Consider the following 20,510-nt stretch of genomic DNA (forward strand, 5'->3'; position numbering starts at 1 on the left):
GCCATGGAAACCAGGACAAGGGGATCAGTGAATGATCTTTTCTTCCTTCACGAACATGTTGGCCCAGGCTCGGTCGATCAGGTCCGGACTCATCTGATACGGGATACCCTCAAACTCGCAGATTGAGATCATCTGGTCGATCAGGAAGATCGGCTGATAGTTTGCGTAGATGTTGTTGATGGTCGGGTATTTGACCTTCAGCAAATGCACTAGCGCCGCCTCGTCTAGTGGCATACCGCGCTTGCGCGCGACCATGGCAAAGATCTTCAGGAAGTTCTCTTGGTTCGGGCCGTCGATTTTGATCTTGAAGAAAATCCGGCGCAGGGCCGCTTGGTCGAAAATCTCATTCGGGTGGAAGTTGGTCGAAAAAATAACCAGCGTGTCGAATGGTACTTCGAACTTCTCACCCGATTGCAGGCCAAGGATATCCTTGCTTTCTTCAAGCGGAACAATCCAGCGGTTGATCAGTGCCTGAGGGGGCTCTGCCTGACGTCCAAGGTCGTCCACGATGAAGATGCCGCCGGTGGATTTCAGCTGCAAAGGCGCCTGATAGGTACGCGCGGTGGGGTTGTAGACCAAATCCAGCATGCTCAGTGACAGTTCACCACCTGTCACAACGGTGGGGCGTTCGCATTGAACATAGCGAGTGTCGAACCGCTTGCGGCGGCGCAGACTGTTGGGATCGTCCTCTTCTTGCTCGATCGCGGTGTGCACGATCGGGTCGTAGACCGTAATCACCTGACCGGCATATTCGATTGCGCGCGGAACATAGACGTTGTCCCCCAAAGCATCACGAATGCCGTTCGAGATCGAGGATTTACCATTGCCCGGAGGGCCATACATCAGAATTGAGCGACCGGCGCTGACCGCCGGGCCCAGATGATCCAGCAGGCTGTCAGGCAGAACAAGATGGCCCATCGCGCCGGTTAGCTGGTCGCGTGTGACTTGAATGTTGCGGATCGACTGGCGCTTGACCTGCTCGCGGTAAACATCGAGCGGCACCGGCATCGCACCGAAATATTCAGACTGGCTCAACGCATCCAACGCCCGCGCTTTGCCTGCATCGGTCAGCTGATAGCCCATTTCATTGCCGGAGTTGGCGTTCAGAGTCCCGGTCGCTTCAAGCAGTTTCTGCTCGCGTGCGATATCAACTAGTTCCTGTGTCACGGACCCGGGCAAACAGATGGCACCCGCGATTTCGCTGACCGTATCCACGTTCTTGCGAAAGACGGTCTTCAACAGAATGTCCCGCATCATCACCAGCGGAAGTTGCATTTCTCCCAGGCCTTTAGGGGCAGGGGGGGCAATCACAGAGGAGGTCTGCATATTCATGAGCGGGGCTCGTCCATCCAAAAATCACGCAAAAGGCCCTTGCGGGGCCGCTTTGGAAGAATTTGGCGCGGATTTGTGGCAGGACAAAGGCGCGGGCAAGGCGCGCTGATGATTGTTCACGATCCGTGGATTATGCCCAAAATCAAATAAACAACGAGGCTGCCAGCCAGCGTCAGACCCATAGGGAACTGTTTGCCGCGATCCCAGCTTTCCCAATGTGGTGCGATCTGGCGCAGCCGGGTGTATTTCGCCAACCGGTGGGCAAAGAACGCTCCCAGCAGAGTTGCCGTCAGAATCACCATGACCCACATCAGGTCACCGACCCAGACAAACGCTGCGGCTGCGGCACAGAACTTCGCGTCTCCGGCCCCCATCACACCAGCTGCATTTAGCACGATGCCGATAACAAGAACGACAACCATGTGAAGCAGCTGCCATCCGTAGACAGGCAGGGTCAGGGTTAACGGCCCGATGTTGCCGGGGATCCACGGACCGGACCACGGTGGCAATGCGATAAGCCCGACGATGAGATAAACAACCGCCAGCGCGATGACCGCGTGGTTCTTGATCCGCATCTCACGCATATCCGTAAAGGCAACGTAGAAACAGATCGGCAGAACAAAAGGTAGAAACCACGCCGCCGCTGCCGCTGGTATGATCATGGATCAGGCGTCCTCAAGGGCCCGAAGCGAGCGGACCGCCTCGTCATAATGCTGCGGGTGGGTGGAAATCGCCTCGCGATAGAGGTTCTTGGCCAGGTTGATATTCCCCTGTTTCACGGCTGAAATGGCCATGGTGTTCAACAGTTTCGCCCGTTCGGTCTGCGTCATTGGGACAACAGGAACGCTGTAGTTGCCCTGTGCGCTGCGCGCCAGAACAAGGTTGTTTTTGGCGGTGAACATAGAATTGTCCTGCCGAATTGCGTCGGTAAACAGCCGCTCAGCTTCCGCATATTGCCCGCGCGTCAGTTTGGAATAGCCCCAGTTGTTCATGACTCCGGCAGGGCGGGTCGTCAGGCCCACTGCGGTTTCGTAATAATGGTCGGCGCGATTCCAGTCTTTTTTGGCATCTGCCACCAGCGCTTCAAGCCGATACCGTTTAAAGGTTTCATATGTAGGGGGGATCTTGTCCAATGTCGCCTTTGCGCCATCCCAGTTGCCGCTGCGAATCTGCGCATCAGCGTATTCGACACGGTCGGCGTTGTTGGCCCCTTTCATGCTCAGCACACGTTTCCACGCGGCGGAAGCTTCAGTGCTGCGCTTGGCACGGGTCAGCGTGATCGCTAGTCCTCGTTGCAGGTCGATGCGGTCGGGGTTCTTGGCGGCCGCACTTTGGAAATAGGTCACCGCCTCATTGGGATCGGCCGCATTTAGCATCACGTCATTCAGGTTGGTCTCGTCGATGACGTTCACTTCCTGAAAAGTACGTTCAACCTTTTCCTCTTCGGTTTCCTTTGCGCAGGCGGCCAAAACCAGCCCGCACGCCAGCATCGTCGGAATCAAGAAGGGTTGGCGCATTTTTGTGCGTCCTTTACTGCTCTGCCTCTATTACTGGATTTTACGCAGAACAAATTGCCCGTTGCCGCGCTGCTCCAGTTCAAATTCTTGTTCTTGTGGGGTATTATTAACAGGATTTTCCATTTTTGCGAGTGCTAACCGCAGATTGTCGCGGATTGCGTCACTTTCGCCATTGTCCAGCGCATAGGCTCTGCGGAACATCTGCGCGGCTTCGGCATATTCGCCCGTTTCCACCAAGAAGACACCCAGGTTGTTCCATGCCACAGGCCACTCGGGATCGTCCTCGACAGCACGACGCAGTAGCGGTTCAGCCTGGCCAATCCGGCGCAATCCCAAATTAGCTGTCCCAAGCGAAGTCAGGATTTGCGGGGTCATACCCTGTTGCAACGCGGCACGGGTGAAGGATTCAAGTGCAAGCTCATATTCGCCCGCCGCCATCAATCGGTTTCCGACGGTCACCTCATCTACCGCAGGCCCATCTGGGTCGACGCCAGGGGCAAACGGATCGTCTGTCGCGCCTGTTTCAGTGCAAGAGGCCACCATGGTGAAAACCATGGCGGCCTGAATTGTCATACGAAGGTGCCAACAACCTGATTTGGCAACCCAGCGAAGAAGCGGGAAGGCGTTATCGGTTTCCAAACTCCATAATACCTTTTGCCGAAGGTCCAACAAGGATGACCAGCAGAGGAGGGACGGTCAACATCATTGTCGCAAGGGTCATTTTGGTTGGCAACTTATTCGCTGCCTCTTCGGCGCGCATCACGCGTTTGTCACGCATTTCATCGGCATAAACCCGCAACGCTTCGGCAATGGATGTCCCGAATGTCGCTGATTGGATCATCACGGTGACGAACGCACTAACGTCCTGAACGCCGCATCGCGTCGCGAAGTCGCGCAAAACGGTGTCCTTTTCTTTACCGGCTTTCATTTCGTAGGCGACTACCTCGAACTCAAGCGCGATGTCTGGGTAAGATGCTTTCATCTCAGACGCGACCCGTACAATGGCCTGATCCAAGGACTGCCCGGCCTCGACGCATACCAACATCAGATCGAGCGTATCAGGGAAACCATTTACGATCGCTTCCTTGCGTTCCTCTACGCGCCGCGTGATCCAGTATTTGGGCACGAAGTAACCCGCAATACCAGGTCCCAGAACGCGAATGAGGATTTGTGTCGAGTCAAATTCCTGATCGCCAGCAAATACGGTAACCAGCGAGACGCCGATCAGGATCCCGATTATGCCCAGCGCGAACTGAGCGAAGTGATAGAAACGAACCGCGTCCTTGGACTGATAGCCGGCTTGCCTCAACTTGAGTTGAACGGCGGTATACTCTTCTTCGTTCTTGGGTTCGAGAAAGTTGGCGAACTTCTCAAGCTGTTCGTTCCGGCTGGCTGTTCTGAGACGCTCTTTCTTTTCTTTCTTGTTGTTTTTTGGCGGTGAATTTGACCGCTGCAACTTCTTTAGTGGGTCTTCCGGCTGGTTCAGCATCAGCGGGATTGTGACCAGGATCATGAACAATCCCAAAACGCCCACGACAATCAGCGGACCGAATTCACCCAAGTTCTGCTTCAACAGCTCATTGATCTGGTTCAAAAATTCCATCTTTGGGCCTCTTAAACCTTAATGTCGGTCAGGATACGCATGACGATCAGGTTCAGGGTCAGCGTGATGCCGACAAAGAAACATGCCGGAATGAAAAGCGGATCGTCGATTACGGCGTCGTAGTAGTTCGGGTCCTTAACCATGATGAACAGAAGACAGGCGACCGGGAAACCCGACAGGAATTTGCCCGACCATTTGGCTTCGGCGGTGATAGCGTTCACCCGGCGGAACAGTCGGAAACGTGCGCGGATCACCTTGGCCAAACCGGCCAAAATATCTGCAAGGTTACCCCCCGATTGCTGCTGGATCGAAACGGCGACGGCCAAAAACCGTAAATCCTGCATATCCAGCCGCTCTGCCATATCCTTGAGTGCTTCACCGACATCCCGGCCATAAGCGGATTCATCCGAGATAACACCGAACTCTGTCGCAAGGGGGTCCTCGACCTCGTTAGCAACGATTTGGATCGAGGAAACAAATGGGTTTCCGACGCGAAGTGACCGAACCATAAGTTCCACCGCGTCGGGCAATTGTTCTTCAATCAAGGCCATACGTTTATTGGCTTTGTTATTGACCCATGCGTACACCGCTCCGACCCCGATCGCGACCGATAGAGCCGCCCGAAGCGTCGGTTCGGTCGCTGTTCCTACGCTCAAACCTACAAAAGCCAGCCCTGAAACCAGTGCCATGATCACAATCAACTGCCGAGGAGAGAAGGCGATCGCCGCCTTCTGCGCCTTGTCTGCCAATAGCGAGTAGAGCGGTATGCTCTGCGATTTCATGTGCTGCTGCATTTCCTTGCGCAGCTGCTCCAGTACTTGCTCGCGCCCGACGCCCTTATCGATCATGTCCAGCCTGCGATTGACGCGGCTGTTCAGGCTGATCGATTTTCCGAATGCGACGAGATAGATACCTTCGACCAGGGCAAAGACCCCGACGAATATCACGATGTAGATGAGCGCCTCGACAGGCAGTTGCATATCTTGGTTCTCCTACATCGTGGTTGGATCGTAGATCGAGGCGGGCAGATCGAAGCCCCACAGACGGAAGCGCTCGGAATAGTGGCTGCGCACACCTGTGGCCGTGAAATGACCGATGATCTTGTTGTCGGGGGTCAGGCCAACACGTTGAAATTTAAATATTTCCTGCATCGAGATGACGTCACCTTCCATGCCCGTAATTTCGGTGATTGATGTCATCCGGCGCGAACCATCCTGCAGACGGCTGGCCTGAACGATCAGATTCACAGCCGACGAGATCTGGCTGCGGACCGCTTTGATCGGCATTTCGATCCCCGCCATGGCGATCATGTTTTCAAGACGCGAGATACCGTCACGGGCCGAGTTCGCGTGGATCGTGGTCATTGATCCGTCGTGGCCGGTATTCATGGCCTGCAGCATATCGATCACTTCGGCGCCACGGGTCTCGCCCACGATGATGCGGTCGGGGCGCATCCGCAGGGCGTTTTTCAAACAATCGCGTGGACTGACCTCGCCTTTGCCTTCAACGTTGGGCGGGCGGCTTTCCATCCGGCCAACATGTGTCTGCTGCAGCTGAAGTTCCGCCGTATCCTCAATGGTCAGAATGCGCTCGGCGTCGTCGATAAAGCTCGACAGCGCGTTCAGCGTTGTCGTTTTACCGGAACCGGTACCGCCCGAAACAATGATATTCAGACGAGTCGACACGGCGGCTTGCAGATAGGCTGCCATTTCTTCGGTAAACGCACCGAAATTGACCAGATCGTCGATGCCGAGCTTGTCTTTCTTAAACTTACGAATGGAAACAAGCGAACCATCCACCGCGATCGGCGGCACCATCGCATTGAAACGTGAGCCATCAGCCAAGCGGGCGTCAACATACGGGTTGGATTCATCGACACGGCGACCAACGGCAGAAACGATCTTGTCGATGATCCGCATCAGGTGCTTTTCGTCTTTGAACGTGATGTCGCTGATCTCAAGCTTACCGGCCCGTTCGACAAAAATCTGCTGGGGGCCGTTGACCAGAATATCGTTGACCGAGTCGTCTTGTAGCAGCGCTTCCAGCGGCCCGAGACCGGTGACCTCGTCATAAAGCTCTTTGTTCAGCTGGCTGCGGTCTTCACGGTTCAGAACGATGTTGCGGGCTTCCAGAACTTCGCTGGCAATCGCGCTGATTTCTGTCCGCAGCTCGGATTCTTCAGCTTTTTCAAGGGCTGCGAGGTTCAGGTTTTCAAGAAGCTCGCGGTGCAGCTCAAGCTTGATTTCGCCCAGCCGTTCCTTGCGTTTGCGTTCCTTGTCGTTTCCAACAACTTCTGCTGCCTTTTTCTTGACCGGCTTGCGCGCAATTGCGTTGGCAGCTGGTGCCGCAGCTGCCGCTGCCGGGGCCTCGACTTTCGACGCCTGGGTTTCAACCGGCTGCGCCGAAGGCTGTTTTTTGTATCTTGAAAACACGGCAGCTCCCCTTTGAGTTATGCGGCTTCGGCGTCACTGCTGCCAAGGCTATGAAGCGATTGAGCCAATTTGGCGATTTCCCGGCGCAGTGGGTTCTTGGCCGCTGAATTTGCCAGCGGTAAACCGTGGTCGCCGCTTTGCATGACGGGTTTGCCGCCATCGGGCAGAAGCAGATCAATGGAAATACCCAGACTTTCGCCCATACGTTTAACCCGGCTTTTACCGTTGAGATCGGTAAATTTCGGAGCCCGATTCATAGCAAACCGCAGTTTGTTGAAGGGTAATTCCTCGGCCTGCAGTGCCCGTTTCAGACGCAATGCATTCTGGGCCGAGCGCATATCCAGCTCGAGCAAGGCAAAATAGACATGGGCGGCCTGCAGAACCGTTTCTGACCAGTGAACAAGTGTTTTTGGCATGTCTATGACGACATAATCAAAACTCGCGCGTGCGGTGTCGATCACTCGCTGAATGTCCTCAGGCGTGATGATGTCCAGCGGCACCATGTCAGATGGTGCTGTTAGAACTTGCAGCTTCTCTTCAAACGTCTGGAGCGCCTGTCCGAAAGAGTCTTCGTCCATCGAATCCGTGTCTGAGAGCATTTCGAACACGGCTTCATGACGAGGCAGATCCAAATAGGTCGAAACTGTGCCGTATTGCAGATCCAGATCGATCAGGCACACTTTCGGGGCTTCTTTGGCTGAAACCGTTGCAAGTTCCCATGCCAGATTGACCGCCATGGTTGTAGAACCGACACCACCTGCCAGGCCCTGCACGACAAAAAGCGCCCCTTCTTTCGAGGAGCCGTTCGTCGCAGTAGGCGCTGCTTGTGGTGCCACAACCGGATCGGGTTGTTGCATACGATCGATGGCTTCCTGAAGTTCATTTTCGGGAAGCGGGTAGGGGACAAACTCGTCCGCACCTCTGCGTAGCAGCTGATGCAATGCGGCAGGGGTGACATCCTCGGCGATCAAGACAACCTTGATGCCTTTTTCCTTGGCCTGAGTGATGATCTCACCCATCAGTGTCAGGTTGTCTTCGTCATCGCCGTCCAGCGCCAGCGCTACAAATTGAAGCGTCTTGGCTTCGGGTTGGCTAAAGAACGCAAGCGCTTCGGCAAATCCAAGATCACCCCAGCGTTCGCCCAGCGCAGCTTCCATATCCTCGATCAAAAGGTCGAAGTTCTGCACATCACGGCTGATGGTACAGGCCAAAATGGCGTTATTATCGTCTTGCGGCGTCGCGCTCGTCATTAACACAATCCTCATCGAGAGGGCTGAGCAAACCATTTGAACGCGAGAAGATTCAGTTCTGGTATGCTGTCGCCCGATGCGGTCGATTTTGGCCGCAGGTCACCCAATTGTTCACAAAGTGGCTTGGAAGTTAGGCAAGAATTGGGCGCAAAAGAACCAATTGTAGGGAAATGGGCGACAATGCCGCCCATTTCCTATTTATTAGTCGCTGGTACCACCGGCGTCTTCTTGCCGTTGGATATCGCTTATCGGGATCGCGCTTGAGATGTATTCGCGATAGATCACGTCCGCATATTTTCCATCCAGAATATTTGGATGCCGGTCGAAGAAGCCGGATACCTCGGTCACTGTCCGCCGATTGCGTCGATCCCGATCTTGGGTGGCAACCAGCGGCCTGGATTTGCCAAAGGAAACAACGGCTTCCAACCGTGAGCGCGATATTCCTTGTCGTGTCAGGAATGCAACGGCGGCATTGGCGCGGCGCTGGCCCAATCGCTTGTTATATGCCTCAGAGCCAACGGCATCCGTGTGCCCATAGACACGGAACCGCGCCTCGGGGAACTGTTTGATCCAGGCCGCCTGCTGCAACAGGATTCGTTGCGCCGAAGCGTCCAATTGCGCGCTATCGAAGGCAAAGTTGATCTGTGTTGGCACCTCGGCAGCGAAACGCCGCGCGAGGATTTGGCCATACGTCAACTCACCATTCATGACCTGAATGTTGTTCAGTGTAGCGTTACCAAACGTGCCCTGATCGATTTCGTACCCGGCCTCGCGTGTACAACCGGCGACAGCAACCGAAAGACCCAGTGTGATGATCCACTTTTCCATTGGTTCTATCCTCTCTATCAGTCCAGCACGTAGCCGTAAGAGGTGCCAAAATCCTGATTGGCAACTTCAGAGGCTGCACCATTTCCGGCGCGTTCAGTCCGAGAGATCTTGCCGTTTACGAACAGATCGAACTCGCTGGGCGGTTTCACGCGATCGGTCGGCAGGGCAAGCGCCTCGCCACGAGTGGGCGACACCAGATGCGCGGTAATGATGATGATCAATTCACTCTGCTCACGCTGATACTGAGCGCTCCTGAACAACGCGCCCAATACAGGCACATCGCCAAGCCAGGGAACCTGGCTGTTCAGATCCGTGAAATCATCCTGGATTAGGCCTGCAATGGCAAAGCTCTCACCGTCGCGCAACTCGATGGTTGTCCGTGTTTGACGCGTGATGAAGCTGGGAACATTGTCGCCGTTAATCGTGAAGTTCGCACTCTGGTCGATGCTCGATACTGATGCACCCAGTTCCAGGTTGATCAGGTTGCCATCGACGACGCGCGGAACAAACAGGAGCTGTACGCCAAACTGACGATACTCGATCGCAACAACACCGTCGCCTTGGGGTACTGGGATTGGCACCTCACCACCGGCAAGGAACTCCGCCTCTTGGCCAGACAGTGCAGAAAGATTCGGTTCTGCCAAGCTGCGAACCAAACCCTTGGTTTCAAGGGCTTCCAAAAGCAGTCTAACCTGTGTCGACCCCGCGCCGAAACCGAAGAGAATGGCACCGGAATTTGTCTGAACAAACGGGATGTTGTTCGCCAGTGCGTTGTTCAGTGCGCCCTGGTTATTCAAGGAATTGAAGCCCGCAGTGGTGTCGCCACCGCCAAAGCCCAACGATGCCGACAAGTTTTTGGCTACAGAGCGGTTCATTTCCGCAAAGCGCACTTTCAGCATGACCTGCTGCACGCCACCGACATTCATCAGGTTCGATACACGTTCAGGGGCATACCGTTCTGCCAACTCAAGCGCACGCGCCAGTTTGGCACTGCTGGAAACTGTTCCCGACAAGACGATCCCATCATTGGCGGTCCGAACCTCGATTCGCTCACTGGGAAGAATCTGACGCAAGCGTTCTTTGAATTCCGAAACATCAGGGGAAACACGCACACGCACGTTGGTAATCAGATTACCCGCGCCGTCGAACATTGTCAGGGTGGTTGTACCCGGTGCCCGACCGAGAACATAGATAGTGCGGTCCGACAGGGTCGAAATATCCGCTATGCCTGCATTAGCAATGCTGATGTCTGCGAACGGTTGTTCGCTCTCCACCACGATTGCGCGATTTACGGGGACATCCAGCGTTTCCGCCGTACCCTTTTTAACCACGCGAAGATTTTGGGCCCAAGCGGCATCGCCGATTGGGCTCACAACTAGCGACAACCCCAGCAGGGTTGCGCTGATCCAGGAACGTATTGTCATGTGACCTGCCTCTCCGATCACCACTCGATTTTTTTTGGGTCTTATGCCCTATGCTATGAAACCCTGCGACAGAACCAGATTTATTGCAATAATCAATGGTTTCTGGAAAGTTCCTTATGTGGATTATGCGCAACAACACAAAGAAAGAGACCGCGCAAAATGCGCGGTCTTTGTCTCGTAAAGGTCTGAAACTTAGTTAGTTTGTACAGGGAATTGGGGTCTCTACCGTCTCGCCGCCACGACGGGTGCGGATTGTGCAGACCTTCTCCGGAGCTGCGACGGGGGCCGGGGCCCTCTCTTCAATGCCAAGCAAAGACTGCTGATCGACTTCAACCACCTCTGCCACCTTGTCATCTTGAGCGCCAACCAGTGCCAGCGACATGCGACCCGTGTTCTGAGCCTGCGCCAAAGCGGCGATCTGTTGTGGCGTCGCTGCAACTGTGACCGTGCGAGCAATGGTTGTGCCGGTCACATCCAGACCCGCCGACTGATCAACAGCGACCAATTCGATGTTCGTCAGTACCAAACGAGTAATCTCACCGCGGCCAGAATCACTGGTGCCACGCAATGAGCCGGTCCAATACACGTCCACCGTATCGCCTGGGCGCAAAAAGCCCGATACGCCAGATGCCACATCAACGCTTATCGCAAATGCGCGCATTCCCTTGGGCAATTGTGACCTGAGGCCAGCAGTCTCGCCTGGATTAGTGACTTTGACTTCCATAATCGCTTCGTCTTTCTCCATCGCGCGGAGAACGAATCGTTCATTGTTTTTGATTTCCGGGAATAGGGTTGTCATGTCCACGAAGGCACCCTCGGGAATCGCATCCTCTGGCCACTGAACGACGCGGATATCTTCCTGGTTCAAACGTTCGCCGTATTTGAAGGAGCGATTCGAAACCAAAACGCCTACTGTCGGGACAATGCCCGCCTGCGCATTGGCAAGCGCCTCTTCGCGCAACTTGCGTTCCTGAGCAAGTTTGGCCTGATTGTCCGTGATGTATTCGCGTGCCATATAGACAGCACCACCGGCCAACGCGACCCCGATGATAAGAACAAGTCCAAAAACAGCTCGCATTTGTCCCTCTTTATTTTCCGTAGACCGCGACTCTTGAAGTCACATCGATTCAGGATCCAAGATATTTTTCAATTGTGTCGAAAAAGCGGACAATCCCGGTAATTTTTGGCAGAAAATTCGCTTATTCGCAGGGTTGCCGTTTCGCTAGTAAATGGGAACGGGCCCGCGCTACTCAAAGACCATCTCTTCTACTTCTACATTTGCGATCGGCTGTCCCGCTGTTAGAAGTCCTTGGCTCAGGATGAAGTAGATTATTGCGGCGAGACCTGCGATTGCAGCAGTTAAAACCACCCAGTCTACGGTTATCGCGCCGGTCTCATCGGTTCGGAAACTATATACTCTTTTTAACATTGGACTATACCGGATCGCTCTCTTCTGAAAACAAAGGGGCCACGCCTTTGAGTAAAGACATGGCCCCAAGTTGTTATGCTAGACCGATAACAGATTAATCGGTATCCGGAACTGTCACAGTTACCGAACCCAGAGCGTCATCGATGTTGCCTGCCAGGCTGCTGGCACCATTGTGGATCTGGTTGTAAGCAACGGCTGCCAAGCCAACAACAGCTGCGGTCAGAACGACCCAGTCTACAGTTACGGCGCCGTCTTCGTCTTTGCGGAAGTTCTTGATGAACTTGATCATGTTATGTCCCTCCTAAAGGATCAAAAATTAATTAACCTCGGCGTCTTTCAGAGCTTTCTCTCTCAGTCCGCTCCCGATCGTCTCGGTATGGATATATGTTTGACCCCTGTGCGTGGCAGGAATTGGGCCAAACCAATATTTTTTTGCTCAAAGCTTAATTTTTTGTTGGTGAATTTAGTAACTAATTGAAAATAAATAAAAAAAATCACACCTTTTTTGTACTTCCGTTGTGTGGGCGATGCAAAATGGCGGCAATTGAGGCGAAATTGCCCCAATTCGCTTGGTTTTTCTGGTGTTGCGGGCCGTTATGATGTTCAAAATGCTTCAAAAGATAAGAAATCGAGGCAGGCAAATGTATTTCCGGGACGCAGTATTATGCGCCGGTGCAGCGGTGTTTCTGATGGCGGGTGCAATTCCTGTCACTGCAACCGAAACCGAGCCGCGCGGCGTCTATAAGCGCATAAAGGCCCCGAAACCGGGGACACGTCCGCGCGTGACGATTCAGATCACGCCCGAACAACATGCAGCATCACCATCAGCCCCCAGCACTGGCGCCAAGCTGGACGTGCCTGAGATTGCCGCTATCGCAAAGCCGCCCCCATCGGTTCCTCAGAAGATTGCGGGAGCGACCAAGCCAGTTGGCTCTTATAAAGCATTCTGGAGCCGGGTATCCCCCGATCTGGCGCAGGCCAGCGCAGGTAGGCTGAGAGAGGCCGTTCAAGCGCTTACTGCCACGGGTGTCGCGGCGCCGCGTCTGCAGACCTTGCAAGACATCGCAGAAAAGCGAGGTGTGGATATTCTACGTTCGACCGTAGGGACGAATGTCTCACCCGCACTTGTCCTAGCCGTTATCTCGGTAGAATCTGCGGGCCGCACACAGGCTGTCAGTTCTGCCGGGGCGCAGGGCTTGATGCAATTGATGCCTGCTACCGCCGAACGTTTTGGGGTAGAGGACAGCCTGAAACCTGAACAGAATATCGAAGGTGGAGTCAAATACCTGCATTGGCTCATGAACGAGTTCGACAATGACCCGATTCTCGTATTGGCAGGTTACAATGCCGGCGAAGGGGCCGTGCGCAAGCATAGTGGTGTGCCACCTTATGCCGAGACCAGAGACTACGTGCCCAAGGTTCTGGCCGCGTTTCAGGTCGCGAGTGCTCTTTGTACAACAACACCGCAGTTCGTTTCGGACCCCTGCATTTTTCAGACTTCGAACTAAAAAAGGCCCGCGTCGCAGCGGGCCTTATGTTTCATTGGCCTGAGGTCAATCTACGATTGTTGCCTGAGTCGCTCCTCGCATCTCGTCCTCGCTGACGCCATCGGCCAGTTCGACGATCTTCAGGCCGCCTTCGACGACATCCAGAACACCCAGATTGGTGATGATGCGATCCACCACGCCTTGGCCAGTCAGAGGCAGCGTGCATTCCTTCAGCACTTTTGAATCACCGTGCTTGTTGGTGTGATCCATCACTACGATCACGCGACCAACGCCAGCGACCAGATCCATCGCACCGCCCATACCTTTGACCAGCTTTCCGGGAATCATCCAGTTGGCCAGGTCTCCTTTCTCGTCCACTTCCATCGCACCCAAAATCGCAGCGGCAATCTTGCCGCCTCGGATCATGGCGAACGAGGTCGCGCTATCGAAGTAAGAGGTGCGGGACAGTTCGGTAATCGTCTGCTTGCCAGCGTTGATCAGGTCAGCGTCTTCCTCGCCCTCAAACGGGAAAGGCCCCATGCCCAGCATACCGTTTTCGGACTGTAGGGTGATGTCCTTGTCCCCTACATAGTTCGCTACCAGCGTCGGAATACCGATGCCGAGGTTCACATACATGCCGTCTTCCAGCTCTTCTGCCGCACGTGCGGCCATCTGATTGCGATCCCAGGGCATTATGCGTCCTCCTTCTTGCGGGTGGTGCGCTGTTCGATGCGCTTCTCGTGGCTGCCTTGGATAATGCGATGCACATAGATGCCGGGCAGGTGGATTGAATCCGGGTCAAGTGAACCACGCGGAACAATCTCTTCAACTTCGGCCACACAGATCTTGCCGCAGGTCGCGGCGGGGACGTTGAAGTTGCGGGCGGTCTTTCGGAACACGAGGTTCCCGGTGTCATCGGCTTTCCAAGCCTTAACGATCGCAAGGTCGGCGAAGATGCCTTCCTCCATGATATAGGTCTCGCCGTTGAAGTCCTTGTGCTCTTTGCCGTCCGCGATCACCGTCCCCACGCCCGTCTTGGTGTAGAACCCGGGGATGCCAGCGCCACCGGCGCGCATCCGCTCGGCCAGTGTGCCTTGTGGGTTGAATTCAAGCTCAAGCTCACCGCTTAAGTACTGGCGCATGAATTCGGCGTTTTCCCCGACGTAAGAGCTGATCATCTTTTTGACCTGCTTAGTCTGCAGCAGGATGCCGATGCCAAAATCATCCACACCTGCGTTGTTTGAGGCAAACGTCAGATCCTTCGCGCCCGAGGCCTTGATTGCCTCAAGCAGCATTTCCGGGATGCCACACAGCCCAAAGCCGCCCGCCGCGATCAGCATACCGTCCGAGATCACCCCATCGAGCGCCTCATCGGCATTGTCATAGATTTTCTTCATGGAAAACTCCCCCAATGACTTGGTGTTGACGCAGTTTTTGCCGCCACGTCACGGGGAAGTCAACGAATCCAAGGGGCAGGTGGTATTTCTACCTAACCTGCCTTCTTGGTGGTTTTCTTGGCAGCGGCTTTCTTCTTGGGCGCTGCCTTTTTCTTGGTGCCTTTCTTGGCGGCGCGCTCATTGACCAATTCAATGGCCATTTCCTGCGTGACGTCTTCGGGTTTGATGTCCTTCGGGATCGTCGCGTTAACCTTTTCCCATTTCACGTATGGCCCATAGCGCCCGTCCAATACCTGCATCGCGCCGCCATCGGGATGTTCGCCCAGCTCTTTCAGCGGCTTCGCAGCCGCCCGCCGTCCGCGCCCCGGATTGGCACGTTTCTCGGCCAGCATTTCGACTGCGCGGTTCATGCCGATCTCAAACACATCGTTCGGGTCTTTGAGGTTGGCGTAGACAGGTTTCGCCTCATCCGCCAGCTGATGCATCAGATAAGGTCCAAAGCGACCAAAGTTTGAACTGATCATGCCACCTTCGGGATGCTCACCGATCTGGCGGGGCAGGGACAGTAGCGTCAGAGCCTTCTCCAGATCCATGTCGTCTTTGCTCCAGCCACGGGGCAGGGACGCACGCGGAGGTTTCTTGTTTTCGGGCGTGGGCTCTCCGCGCTGGACATAAGGGCCAAAGCGACCGGATTTCAGCCAGATCTCATCGCCCGCATCTTCGCCCAGCAAGCGCTCATCACCTTCCGCGCCTTCACCAGCGATCGGACGCGTATAGGTGCATTCCGGATAGTTGCCGCAGCCCACGAACCCACCGGTACGCGAAGTTTTCAGGTGCAACTGCCCCACACCGCATTTCGGACAGATGCGCGGGTCCGAGCCATCTTCACGCGGCGGATACAGCTGCGGCGCCAGCGCTTCGTCCAGCTTGTCCAGCACTTCCGAGATACGCAGCTCGGAAGTCTCACCAATCGCGGCAGAGAAATCGCGCCAGAACTTGCCCAGCAGGTCCTTATAGTCGCGATCGCCTGCGCTGACGTCATCGAGCTCTTCTTCCAGATTGGCAGTGAACTCGTAGCCCACATATTGACGGAAGAAGTTCAGCAGGAAGATCGTGACGATCCGGCCCTTTTCTTCGGGGATCAGGCGGTTCTTGTCTTTGCGCACATATTCGCGGTCCTGAATCGTGGTCACGATTGAGGCATAGGTCGAAGGACGACCGATCCCCAGCTCTTCCATCCGTTTGACCAGCGTGGCCTCGGTATAGCGTGGCGGTGGCTGAGTGTGGTGCTGCAGCGCCAGAACGGACTCGTTCTCAGCCAGAATGGCGGCTTTTTCCGATTCACCAGTTGCCTTCGCAAACTGATCACGCAGCGAGGTCTTTGCAAAACGCGCGGGATCGCCCTGCATGATCTGTGGCAAGCGCTTGTCGTCATCGTCGACCACGTCATCGCGGCCTTCTTCGTAAACGCGCATGAAGCCATCGAACAGCACCACCTGACCGGTGGCGCGCAGGCCAACCTGACCGTCCGTGCTGGTAATCTCGACAGTCGTGCGTTCAAGCCGTGCGGCAGCCATCTGACAGGCAATGGTGCGTTTCCAGATCAGATCATAAAGCTTTCGCTGATCCTCATCGGTCACCTTCAGCGCCTTAGCATCGCGCGACATATCTGTCGGGCGAATACACTCGTGTGCTTCCTGAGCGTTTTTGGCCTTGTTTTTGTACATGCGCGGGCTGTCTGGCACGTATTCCGCACCATAACGGTCGGCGATTGCATCGCGCGCTGCCGCCACGGCCTCGGGGGCCATGTCGATACCGTCGGTTCGCATGTAGGTAATGTATCCGGCCTCATACAGCCGCTGGGCCACCTGCATCGCATGGCGTGCGCCCATGCCGAACTTGCGGCTGGCTTCTTGCTGTAAGGTCGACGTCATGAACGGGGCAGAGGGGTTGCGCGCGGCAGGCTTGGCCTCGACCGATGTCACGCTCAGATCACGGCTGGTGATCGCCTGAACCGCCAGTTCGGCTTGCGTTGCATTCGCTAGATCGTGCTTGTCCAGTTTCTTGCCTGCCAGCGTGACTAGACGCGCCTCGTAGGTCTGGCCCCGAGGCGTCTCGAACACAGCTTTGACCGACCAGTATTCGACCGGCTTGAAGGCTTCGATCTCCATCTCGCGTTCAACGATGAGGCGCAGGCAGACCGATTGCACGCGCCCCGCTGAACGGGCACCCGGCAACTTGCGCCACAGAACGGGTGACAGGTTGAACCCTACCAGATAGTCCAGCGCGCGGCGGGCCAGATAGGCCTCGACCAGCGGCATATCGACCTCACGCGGGTTCTGCATCGCCTCGGTCACGGCGTCTTTTGTGATCGCGTTGAACGTCACGCGGCTGACCGGCGTGTCCTTCTTGATCGAACGCCGCTTGGTCAGCGCCTCTTGCAGGTGCCAACTGATCGCTTCGCCTTCGCGATCAGGGTCGGTCGCGAGGATCAGTGCGTTGTCTTCTTTCAGCGCGTCGGCAATGGCTTTGACATGCTTGCGGCTGTCATTGCCGACCTCCCATTTCATGGAAAATTCATGCTCGGGATCGACTGACCCATCCTTTGGCGGCAGGTCCCGCACATGGCCATATGAGGCCAAAACGGTGTAGTCGGGGCCAAGATACTTATTGATCGTTTTTGCTTTGGCCGGAGATTCTACAACAACTACGGGCATTTAAGAGGAATCCTCGCTCGACGGATTTTGCACTTTGTATGACCGTGCAAAATGTGTGGGGCAAGATCGAATTGTCAATGCGTTCGTTTTCACTACTAAAAATACTCTGAATTCAAGCCGGTTCTGGCCGCACCGCTCGCGGAATCCGGTGTCGAATCCGTTCGATAGCTTAGGCGCAAAGTGACAGCAGGCCGCCTGGTTGCCGCTGAATCTTGCCCTCAAGCTCCAGATCGACCAACACAGGGCCGACTTCGCCCGCAGATGCAGCGATGTCCCGGATCAACTGGTCTTCCGCGATCGGAGATGGGCCAAGTCGAGTCAGAATCGCCTCGTGCAAGGCTTGGGGCGTGAATTCGGCTGAGTCTGCGTCGGTTCCAAGCGGTGGGATTTGTTGGGCAGAAGATTGTAGCTGTTGCTTGGGCAAAGCATCAATCACGTCTTCTGCATTGCGGACGAGTATAGCCCCGTCTCGGATCAGCAGATTGCATCCTGCGGCACGAGCGTCAAAGGGATGGCCGGGCACGGCCAGAACCTCGCGCCCTTGGTCCAGGGCGTCCCGCGCGGTGATCAAGCTGCCGGATTTCGCCGCGGCCTCGACAACGACTACTGCCTGCGCCAGACCCGAGATAATGCGATTGCGGCGTGGAAAATGTCTTGCCTGAGGCGTTGTGCCCATCGGTTGTTCAGACAAGCGAAGTCCGGCGTCTGCGATATCTCGCGCCAGATCGGCATTTTCGGCCGGATAGATCACATCAACCCCACCTGCCAACACTGCCACAGTACCGGTCGCCAACGCGGCGAGGTGCGCCGAGGTGTCAATGCCGCGGGCAAGCCCCGAGACCACGACATAGTCTTGCTTACCCAGATCCGTCGCCAACGCCCGCGCCATGCGCGCGCCCAGCGAAGAACAGTTCCGTGCCCCGACCATTGCAACTGCCCGGCGTTTCAAGATCGACGGATCGCCGATTGCCCAAAGCATCGGGGGCGCATCCGAAAGGTCACATAACGCATAAGGGTAATCGGCGGCCCCAAGGCACAAAAGCCGCGCTTTGGCGATCTTTGCGGCCTTGAGCTCCGCCTCAATTACGCCGGGCGGGCAGATTTCATAATCCTCGATCCCGGCAGCGCGCGCCATTTCCGGCAACGCGGCCAGCGCGTTCTGCGCCGAGCCATGTTCGCGCAATAAGCGCCGGAATGTTGCCGGCCCTACTTTGCGTGAGCGCAACAGACGGAGCCAGGAAAACCGGTCCTCTTCCGTGGTGGGTGGGAGTGGGGGGTGATTGGAAGAAAGCTGCTCTTCGGTCATCCGATGCTCCGCCTGATTGCAAAACTGGTTTACGGTGCAGCGGGTTAACAGCCTGTGAATCTTAGAAAATTAGATCGGTATTTTTCGAACCCATCCCTCGGAGAGATGATTATGTCATTGAAAGAAAGAAAGAAAATTCGTGCGAATTATCTTGGCTCACATATCCATGGATGAGTTTTTGATTTGACGCGAAGGGTAGTGTGTTAACTCTTCGCGCCTCGATTCTCATTTTGGGCCGACTCAGGTGGCAGAGCCGCCCACAGTCAGCCCATCCATCAAAACGGTAGGTTGGCCGACACCGACCGGCACCCATTGCCCATCCTTGCCACATGTGCCCATGCCGGGATCCAGCGCCATGTCATTGCCCAGTCCCCGAATGCGTTTTAGCGCCGAGGGGCCGTCGCCAATCAGCGTCGCGCCTTTGACCGGAGCGCCGATCTTGCCGTTCTCGACACGATATGCCTCGGTGCAGGAGAACACGAACTTGCCGTTGGTGATGTCGACCTGGCCACCGCCGAAGCCCACAGCCCAGATACCGTCTTTGATATCTGCCACCAACGAGGCCGGATCGGCATCGCCACCCAACATGATTGTGTTGGTCATGCGCGGCATCGGTTTATGGGCATAGCTTTGACGCCGGCCGTTCCCGGTTGGAGAAACGCCCATCAGGCGTGCGTTCTGTCGGTCCTGCATATATCCGGTGAGGATTCCATCCTCGATCAGAACTGTACGCGAACTGGGTGTACCTTCGTCATCCATTGATATCGAACCGCGTCGGTCTGCAATCGTCCCATCATCCACGACTGTTACACCTTTCGAAGCGATCTGCTGCCCCATCAGCCCGGCAAAAGCGGAACTGCCCTTGCGGTTGAAATCACCTTCAAGCCCGTGGCCGATGGCCTCGTGCAACAGAATGCCGGGCCATCCGGGGCCCAACGCGACTTCCATCACGCCGGCAGGTGCAGGGACGGCATCCAGATTGACCATCGCGATCCGCAGAGCCTCACGCGCCTTATCTTGCCAGTCTGAGGGATCGATCAAGCCATCCAGCCCAACACGTCCGCCACCTCCGGCAGAACCGCTTTCGCGCCTGCCGTCCTGTTCTACGATAACCGAGATGTTCAGGCGGGTCATCGGGCGTATATCGCGCACCTGCACACCATCGGGGCGAAGAATCTCGACCTCCTGCACTGCAGCGGCAATCGTGGCGCTGACTTGCACAACCCGGGAATCCAGACCACGGGTAAAAGCGTCTATCTCGCGCAGTGTCTCGATTTTGACCGGGAAGGCGGCGGATTCGATCGGGTCTTCATCGGTATATAACCTTGTATTGGTGGCACGTGGTGGCCCGGCCAGCGTTCCACCACCATCGCCGACCGCCAACCGCGCGGTTTCGGCTGCACGCTTCAGAGAGGGAATCGAAACATCCGTTGAATGCGCGTATCCAGCCACTTCACCCTGCACCGCGCGAAGACCGAATCCCTCGGAAGCGTCGTAAGAGGCCGTGCGTAATCGGCCGTCATCAAACACCAAAGATTCGGATTTGCGCCGTTCTACGAACAGTTCCCCATCCTCGGCGCCATCAGTTGCAGCCTTCAGTACAGCAAGCGCTTCATCCTTGGGAAGAACGCTTTCAAACGGGCGAAACGGGGCCTGAGTCATCAGTTGTGACCTTTCGGGTTTGATCCAGATCAAAAATAGCGTCTGTTTGACGCAAGCATTTTGCTTTATCTACCCGACGGAATATGGTTTTTAACGCGGCCAAAGACAACGGGAGAGGTGCGACCG

Annotated in this window: 19 protein-coding genes; 1 reads left to right on the forward strand and 18 read right to left on the reverse strand. The window is 55.7% G+C overall.

Annotated elements, in window-relative coordinates:
• Nucleotides 1-24: 24 nt before the first annotated feature.
• From ACR0NE_RS12210 to ACR0NE_RS12270, 13 genes are all read right to left on the reverse strand, one after another.
• Nucleotides 25-1,332: an ATPase gene (locus ACR0NE_RS12210; RefSeq protein WP_170397365.1), complete on the reverse strand. Its 1,308-nt coding sequence runs from the start codon at nt 1,330-1,332 to the stop codon at nt 25-27.
• A 116-nt stretch (nt 1,333-1,448) separates the two neighbouring features.
• Nucleotides 1,449-1,994, reverse strand: coding sequence for a prepilin peptidase (locus tag ACR0NE_RS12215; RefSeq protein WP_170564705.1), 546 nt, complete (start codon nt 1,992-1,994; stop codon nt 1,449-1,451).
• 3 nt (nt 1,995-1,997) lie between these two features.
• Nucleotides 1,998-2,849 (reverse strand): tetratricopeptide repeat protein, encoded by an 852-nt coding sequence (locus tag ACR0NE_RS12220; protein ID WP_170397362.1) that lies wholly within the window; start codon nt 2,847-2,849, stop codon nt 1,998-2,000.
• 30 nt (nt 2,850-2,879) lie between these two features.
• Complete coding sequence (locus ACR0NE_RS12225) at nt 2,880-3,422, reverse strand: tetratricopeptide repeat protein (protein WP_370644360.1); 543 nt, start codon at nt 3,420-3,422, stop codon at nt 2,880-2,882.
• A gap of 52 nt (nt 3,423-3,474) precedes the next feature.
• Nucleotides 3,475-4,452 (reverse strand): type II secretion system F family protein, encoded by a 978-nt coding sequence (locus ACR0NE_RS12230; RefSeq protein ID WP_170397360.1) that lies wholly within the window; start codon nt 4,450-4,452, stop codon nt 3,475-3,477.
• 11 nt (nt 4,453-4,463) lie between these two features.
• On the reverse strand, nt 4,464-5,432 hold the full coding sequence (locus ACR0NE_RS12235) for a type II secretion system F family protein (RefSeq protein WP_170397358.1): 969 nt from the start codon (nt 5,430-5,432) through the stop codon (nt 4,464-4,466).
• A 12-nt stretch (nt 5,433-5,444) separates the two neighbouring features.
• The gene (locus ACR0NE_RS12240; protein ID WP_170397349.1) at nt 5,445-6,884 is read right to left on the reverse strand and encodes a TadA family conjugal transfer-associated ATPase; all 1,440 of its coding nucleotides are present in this window, start codon (nt 6,882-6,884) and stop codon (nt 5,445-5,447) included.
• 17 nt (nt 6,885-6,901) lie between these two features.
• Nucleotides 6,902-8,134 (reverse strand): AAA family ATPase, encoded by a 1,233-nt coding sequence (locus tag ACR0NE_RS12245; RefSeq protein WP_170596988.1) that lies wholly within the window; start codon nt 8,132-8,134, stop codon nt 6,902-6,904.
• 201 nt (nt 8,135-8,335) lie between these two features.
• The gene (locus tag ACR0NE_RS12250) at nt 8,336-8,962 is read right to left on the reverse strand and encodes an OmpA family protein (RefSeq protein ID WP_170397345.1); all 627 of its coding nucleotides are present in this window, start codon (nt 8,960-8,962) and stop codon (nt 8,336-8,338) included.
• A gap of 17 nt (nt 8,963-8,979) precedes the next feature.
• Nucleotides 8,980-10,386: a type II and III secretion system protein family protein gene (locus ACR0NE_RS12255; RefSeq protein ID WP_170397343.1), complete on the reverse strand. Its 1,407-nt coding sequence runs from the start codon at nt 10,384-10,386 to the stop codon at nt 8,980-8,982.
• 196 nt (nt 10,387-10,582) lie between these two features.
• Nucleotides 10,583-11,464: a Flp pilus assembly protein CpaB gene (gene cpaB, locus ACR0NE_RS12260; protein WP_170424295.1), complete on the reverse strand. Its 882-nt coding sequence runs from the start codon at nt 11,462-11,464 to the stop codon at nt 10,583-10,585.
• Between the two features lie 168 nt (nt 11,465-11,632).
• Entirely contained in the window at nt 11,633-11,815 is a 183-nt protein-coding gene (locus ACR0NE_RS12265) for a hypothetical protein (RefSeq protein WP_170424293.1), read from the reverse strand.
• A 94-nt stretch (nt 11,816-11,909) separates the two neighbouring features.
• Complete coding sequence (locus tag ACR0NE_RS12270; RefSeq protein WP_170511390.1) at nt 11,910-12,104, reverse strand: hypothetical protein; 195 nt, start codon at nt 12,102-12,104, stop codon at nt 11,910-11,912.
• A gap of 352 nt (nt 12,105-12,456) precedes the next feature.
• On the opposite strand from ACR0NE_RS12270, the gene ACR0NE_RS12275 reads away from it, so the two are divergent.
• The gene (locus ACR0NE_RS12275; RefSeq protein WP_170511388.1) at nt 12,457-13,323 is read left to right on the forward strand and encodes a transglycosylase SLT domain-containing protein; all 867 of its coding nucleotides are present in this window, start codon (nt 12,457-12,459) and stop codon (nt 13,321-13,323) included.
• Between the two features lie 45 nt (nt 13,324-13,368).
• On the opposite strand, the gene ACR0NE_RS12280 is transcribed toward ACR0NE_RS12275, so the two are convergent.
• From ACR0NE_RS12280 to tldD, 5 genes are all read right to left on the reverse strand, one after another.
• On the reverse strand, nt 13,369-13,995 hold the full coding sequence (locus tag ACR0NE_RS12280) for a 3-oxoacid CoA-transferase subunit B (protein ID WP_170397333.1): 627 nt from the start codon (nt 13,993-13,995) through the stop codon (nt 13,369-13,371).
• Nucleotides 13,995-14,699 carry a CoA transferase subunit A gene (locus ACR0NE_RS12285; RefSeq protein ID WP_170589212.1) on the reverse strand — a complete coding sequence of 235 codons (705 nt, stop codon included), beginning with the start codon at nt 14,697-14,699 and terminating at the stop codon, nt 13,995-13,997. Before ACR0NE_RS12285 ends, ACR0NE_RS12280 begins: the two co-directional genes overlap by 1 nt.
• Nucleotides 14,700-14,791: 92 nt before the next feature.
• Nucleotides 14,792-17,416, reverse strand: a complete 2,625-nt coding sequence (gene topA, locus ACR0NE_RS12290) for a type I DNA topoisomerase (protein ID WP_170596989.1) — start codon at nt 17,414-17,416, stop codon at nt 14,792-14,794.
• A 169-nt stretch (nt 17,417-17,585) separates the two neighbouring features.
• Nucleotides 17,586-18,722, reverse strand: a complete 1,137-nt coding sequence (gene dprA, locus ACR0NE_RS12295; RefSeq protein ID WP_170596990.1) for a DNA-processing protein DprA — start codon at nt 18,720-18,722, stop codon at nt 17,586-17,588.
• A 240-nt stretch (nt 18,723-18,962) separates the two neighbouring features.
• Entirely contained in the window at nt 18,963-20,384 is a 1,422-nt protein-coding gene (gene tldD / locus ACR0NE_RS12300; protein ID WP_170596991.1) for a metalloprotease TldD, read from the reverse strand.
• Between the last annotated feature and the right edge of the window lie 126 nt (nt 20,385-20,510).

The sequence above is a fragment of the Ruegeria sp. C9 genome (genome assembly GCF_056537585.1).

What these genes read in the sequence shown, in the direction of transcription:
- ACR0NE_RS12210 (WP_170397365.1), bottom strand. Translation starts at nt 1,332, where the DNA reads ATGAATATGCAGACCTCCTCTGTGATTGCCCCCCCTGCCCCTAAAGGC.
- ACR0NE_RS12215 (WP_170564705.1), bottom strand. Translation starts at nt 1,994, where the DNA reads ATGATCATACCAGCGGCAGCGGCGGCGTGGTTTCTACCTTTTGTTCTG.
- ACR0NE_RS12220 (WP_170397362.1), bottom strand. Translation starts at nt 2,849, where the DNA reads ATGCGCCAACCCTTCTTGATTCCGACGATGCTGGCGTGCGGGCTGGTT.
- ACR0NE_RS12225 (WP_370644360.1), bottom strand. Translation starts at nt 3,422, where the DNA reads ATGACAATTCAGGCCGCCATGGTTTTCACCATGGTGGCCTCTTGCACT.
- ACR0NE_RS12230 (WP_170397360.1), bottom strand. Translation starts at nt 4,452, where the DNA reads ATGGAATTTTTGAACCAGATCAATGAGCTGTTGAAGCAGAACTTGGGT.
- ACR0NE_RS12235 (WP_170397358.1), bottom strand. Translation starts at nt 5,432, where the DNA reads ATGCAACTGCCTGTCGAGGCGCTCATCTACATCGTGATATTCGTCGGG.
- ACR0NE_RS12245 (WP_170596988.1), bottom strand. Translation starts at nt 8,134, where the DNA reads ATGACGAGCGCGACGCCGCAAGACGATAATAACGCCATTTTGGCCTGT.
- ACR0NE_RS12250 (WP_170397345.1), bottom strand. Translation starts at nt 8,962, where the DNA reads ATGGAAAAGTGGATCATCACACTGGGTCTTTCGGTTGCTGTCGCCGGT.
- ACR0NE_RS12255 (WP_170397343.1), bottom strand. Translation starts at nt 10,386, where the DNA reads ATGACAATACGTTCCTGGATCAGCGCAACCCTGCTGGGGTTGTCGCTA.
- cpaB (WP_170424295.1), bottom strand. Translation starts at nt 11,464, where the DNA reads ATGCGAGCTGTTTTTGGACTTGTTCTTATCATCGGGGTCGCGTTGGCC.
- ACR0NE_RS12265 (WP_170424293.1), bottom strand. Translation starts at nt 11,815, where the DNA reads ATGTTAAAAAGAGTATATAGTTTCCGAACCGATGAGACCGGCGCGATA.
- ACR0NE_RS12270 (WP_170511390.1), bottom strand. Translation starts at nt 12,104, where the DNA reads ATGATCAAGTTCATCAAGAACTTCCGCAAAGACGAAGACGGCGCCGTA.
- ACR0NE_RS12275 (WP_170511388.1), top strand. Translation starts at nt 12,457, where the DNA reads ATGTATTTCCGGGACGCAGTATTATGCGCCGGTGCAGCGGTGTTTCTG.
- ACR0NE_RS12280 (WP_170397333.1), bottom strand. Translation starts at nt 13,995, where the DNA reads ATGCCCTGGGATCGCAATCAGATGGCCGCACGTGCGGCAGAAGAGCTG.
- ACR0NE_RS12285 (WP_170589212.1), bottom strand. Translation starts at nt 14,699, where the DNA reads ATGAAGAAAATCTATGACAATGCCGATGAGGCGCTCGATGGGGTGATC.
- topA (WP_170596989.1), bottom strand. Translation starts at nt 17,416, where the DNA reads ATGCCCGTAGTTGTTGTAGAATCTCCGGCCAAAGCAAAAACGATCAAT.
- dprA (WP_170596990.1), bottom strand. Translation starts at nt 18,722, where the DNA reads ATGACCGAAGAGCAGCTTTCTTCCAATCACCCCCCACTCCCACCCACC.
- tldD (WP_170596991.1), bottom strand. Translation starts at nt 20,384, where the DNA reads ATGACTCAGGCCCCGTTTCGCCCGTTTGAAAGCGTTCTTCCCAAGGAT.